Genomic DNA, 3,603 nt, shown 5'->3' on the forward strand with positions numbered 1-3,603 from the left:
GGCGCTACGCCGGGCCATCCCCAGCATCGACGTGAGCCGACTGTTCATAACTGGGAACTGCGCATAATGGCCGTTATGAACAGCTATCCATAACGGACAGGAGCTGTCGCTGGCCACCCAATCCGGATAGCGGTCATCCGGGCTAGGCGGTATGCTCCCTGTCTGTGTGCCACATGGGTCGCACCACCGCACTACCCCGTCAGCTGCTGGTATTCATGTTCTTTCGTTTCACCTTTTGCGCACTTCTAATCCTAAACAGTAACTTGCAGAGCGACTTTTCGATCATGCTGATGTTATGCGTTAGGGCTGTCGCCAGAAAAAATCTTGGGCATCTTGGCCATGGCTCACGTACGAAGTCACTATGACAACCTAAAGGTGGTGCGCAACGCGCCTCCCGAGGTAATTCGTGCGGCTTACCGAGCGCTGGCACAGCGATATCACCCGGATCGCACCCTCAATGATCCCGAAGCAGCGCGCATCATGTCCATCATCAATGAGGCTTATCGGATCCTATCGGACCCCGAACTCCGAAAAGAGCACGATCGCTGGCTTACGCTCGCCGAATCCAACGTTCAACAGCCGGTCACGGACTCGACACAATCGTCCAAACCTGCTGATGTACCCGTATCGCCATACAACCATACGGCTAATGAAGCGACTTTCGTCAGCGATGATGTCATTGACCTAGACAGAACCTACCGAATTTTTGTCCGCAATGGGCCACTCTTCGGCATTACCCTTATTGTCGTTGTTCTTTTTGTACTTATTGTATTGGTCGCTGCTTTACGATGACCAAGCTCAACCCATCTTCTCATCGGACCTGGGCGAAAAGCCGCGCAGGCCGGTGAATTCAAACGCGAGACGTCGCCTCGATGCCCCTCACTGAAAGTTTGCTCCGGTCTGCAGAGGGATGGTTCAGTCGGCGTTCCCCGCTATCGGTTCGCTTCCGCCCTCCGTGTGTTGTTCGCTGGTTTATTGACGGAGCTTGTCACAGCTCTTAATTTTGGAGAAAAAGGCATGATGGCATGGGGCGTAGTTTTGATGATCATAGGCGCACTTTCGTTTGTGCTTCCAATGATGGGGCGTCAATTCATAGTCGTGAGCCTGTTGGGCTTTACAGGCATGGGCTCTGCTGTTGCCGGCATAGTTCTTATTGGTATAGGTGGCTTCTTGTTTCATTTAGCGAGAGAAGAAGAAAAGAAACAAGATGAGGCACACCGTCAACACCTGCGTGATATTCTCTCAGGCAAGGTAAAGAATTAATGCGCATGCCTAACAAGACTGGAGCGGGACCTCCTCCGGCATGGCACTTGGCCCGCGAAGCGCTGGTTCTTATCATCCGCTTCGCGGGCCAAGTCGCTCAAAAAAAGAATCTCAGCAACGGTCGAAAACGCCATTTTCGTCTTCTTCAGAACGAGACGGGCATACAGATCCTCACCTACGATCAGTTGGTCGATTGGTATCGCAACGATCAACGTTACAAGAAAAACGTGTTGCGTCTCAGAGGCTTTCAGTACGATTTTAAGTCAATGGCTGCAGGCTTAAACCACATGCTTTCGTACTTATCGCCTGGACAGCTACTGCTTTCAGAAAATGAAGCCACAGCCTTGGCCACGGATGGCTTCGACATGGAAGCTTGGCGCTCCGGTGAATTATTGGTAGTCAATGGAAAGCTTCCGATGGCAAAGTACGGCGCTCTGTTTTCAAACCTTCTAAGCCAAGGCAGAGAAAGAAACGCATAATAGAGGTCTCGGTCCGGCCTGAAGCCGCCACTTGCCGATTCACGCAGCGAGGTCTCAAGCAGACGAATGGGCTGCTCAATAACTCGCCCTTTATTCCATAAGTTTATCGAAAAGATGTAGAAGTTACATTTGCGTAACAATCAGGTCCAGCGGGCGTTAGGCATCCCATATGAGTGCATCAACCTCCCTGAGCTTGAACGTCTGGAGTTCTTTAAGGATGCAATCATCATGACTGCTTACAAATATGAGTTGTCGCTAAATGATTCTGAAATTATCGCTTTAGAAGCAGCATTAATGATGTATCAACAACATTGCTCTGAGCGGTTGGCGGATGGACCCAAGACTCCCTATTGGGCGCACAAAAAATCTATCGAAACCATACAAGCAAAGCTTTATGCAAATACGTCTCAAATAAGTGGAAATAACTTTTGAAAGAACCGCCTAATTATTTCTCTAAGGCAACAGAGCTTCAAGAGTCCCGTACACAGGAGGTGAAGGAATGGGCTTCTTTTCTAAGCTTCGACATATCACACAGTGGTCGGACGAAGATCTACGTGACGAACTTCATAAGTGCACAGCCCTGATCGCAAGACAGCTTGGATCAATGCCTTGGAGCGATCTTAAGAATGTCAACGCGGCGATGGAGCAGAACAAGCAGCTTGAGGCAAAGCGCGCCAAGATCGCAGCAGAGATGCAAAGGCGGGGCGTCAGCGAGTCGTATCTGGACGATCTGGCGAAGAAGCTTGGCAATCCCCCGCCGTAACGTCGATACTCCGGCCAATTTCCTAACCAAGACGAGGAAAGGACGATGGATGATGAGCGCACGATCTATTCGATCGTAGATGAATGCAAACAGCCGACCACAATTACTCTGGAGAAATTCGTGGCAGACGTGCTTCAGGCGAAGCTTCCAGACGTGCACGCGTGGGTACAAGCAGCGTATGACAGAGTCGCAGATAAGAAACCACACCTGGGCCGCCGCCAAAAGGGAGACTTGGTGCGTGCGCTATCGTGGCGTGAAGCAATAGTTCATCTTACTGCATCCGGACAACTAGACGACTTCTAAACGTGCCCAACCAGTGCTTGCAGCCGATCGTCACTTCGCTGCGCTTCGTTCCGTCGGCTGAAGGCCGTCGTTGAACGACAGCTTTCCAAAAAGCTCTACGGCTGCTCTGGGTCGGTAGTTCCAGTTCGCCGGACGGAGAAGCCGCCGTTCGCCCTCGCCTGACGCTCGAACGGCAGGTGACCAGCAATTGCTGCCCGACTTCACCTATCAGGCCACCGGCAGCTCAGGCCGACGACTTGACTGAAGGCCAACACAGCCGAGCGACCGGTTCTCGATCGCTTGTCCGCCATTCGCACACACCCAATTTTCGCGGCCGCTAAGTCTCGTCCTGGCCGATAGTACCCCCTCAGCATCATCACCGTAAGCAGCCGCCCGGCGGCAAAAGGCGCTTGGCGGGCAGCCGCGCCGGGTTCAGATCTCAATCTGCTCGGAGATCTCCAAGGCATCATCGACCTCGATGCCCAAGTACCGCACCGTCGACTCGAGCTTGGAGTGACCCAGCAGGAGCTGCACCGCCCGAAGGTTCTTCGTGCGCTTGTAGATCAAGGTCGCCTTCGTTCTCCGCATGGAGTGCGTACCGTAGGCGGAAGGATCGAGGCCAGCGGCTACCACCCAGTGCTCGACGATCCTCGCGTACTGACGGGTAGAGACATGCGGTGAGTCGTGCAGGCGGCTCGGAAAGAGGAAGTCTTCCGACCTCAGGCCGGCCTTCGCGATCCAGGCAGCCACAGCCGTACGCGTGGGCTCGGTCAGTTCGAACTGCACAGGCCGCTGCGTTTTCCGTTGCACGACCAT

General features: G+C 53.2%; 7 protein-coding genes. 6 read left to right on the plus strand and 1 reads right to left on the minus strand.

The window, feature by feature from the left end; all coding sequences use genetic code 11:
• The first annotated feature begins 339 nt into the window (after positions 1–339).
• The 6 genes from ACPT9U_RS17320 (at position 340) to ACPT9U_RS17345 (ending at position 2,808) form a co-directional block, all read left to right on the plus strand.
• Positions 340–792 carry a J domain-containing protein gene (locus tag ACPT9U_RS17320; RefSeq protein ID WP_435751864.1) on the plus strand — a complete coding sequence of 151 codons (453 nt, stop codon included), beginning with the start codon at positions 340–342 and terminating at the stop codon, positions 790–792.
• 225 nt (positions 793–1,017) lie between these two features.
• Positions 1,018–1,263, plus strand: coding sequence for a hypothetical protein (locus ACPT9U_RS17325; protein ID WP_435751865.1), 246 nt, complete (start codon positions 1,018–1,020; stop codon positions 1,261–1,263).
• A 5-nt stretch (positions 1,264–1,268) separates the two neighbouring features.
• Positions 1,269–1,742, plus strand: coding sequence for a hypothetical protein (locus ACPT9U_RS17330; RefSeq protein ID WP_435751866.1), 474 nt, complete (start codon positions 1,269–1,271; stop codon positions 1,740–1,742).
• 129 nt (positions 1,743–1,871) lie between these two features.
• Positions 1,872–2,174, plus strand: a complete 303-nt coding sequence (locus ACPT9U_RS17335) for a hypothetical protein (protein ID WP_435751867.1) — start codon at positions 1,872–1,874, stop codon at positions 2,172–2,174.
• A gap of 67 nt (positions 2,175–2,241) precedes the next feature.
• Positions 2,242–2,505 (plus strand): hypothetical protein, encoded by a 264-nt coding sequence (locus tag ACPT9U_RS17340; protein WP_435751868.1) that lies wholly within the window; start codon positions 2,242–2,244, stop codon positions 2,503–2,505.
• Positions 2,506–2,550: 45 nt separating this feature from the next.
• The gene (locus tag ACPT9U_RS17345) at positions 2,551–2,808 is read left to right on the plus strand and encodes a hypothetical protein (protein ID WP_435751869.1); all 258 of its coding nucleotides are present in this window, start codon (positions 2,551–2,553) and stop codon (positions 2,806–2,808) included.
• A 411-nt stretch (positions 2,809–3,219) separates the two neighbouring features.
• Here ACPT9U_RS17345 and ACPT9U_RS17350 read toward each other — a convergent pair.
• Positions 3,220–3,603 (minus strand): tyrosine-type recombinase/integrase (locus ACPT9U_RS17350; protein ID WP_435751870.1); only part of this gene is annotated, 384 nt, incomplete at its 5' end.

It is taken from the genome of Thauera sp. AutoDN2, from assembly GCF_051280715.1.
Lineage (GTDB): Bacteria > Pseudomonadota > Gammaproteobacteria > Burkholderiales > Rhodocyclaceae > Thauera.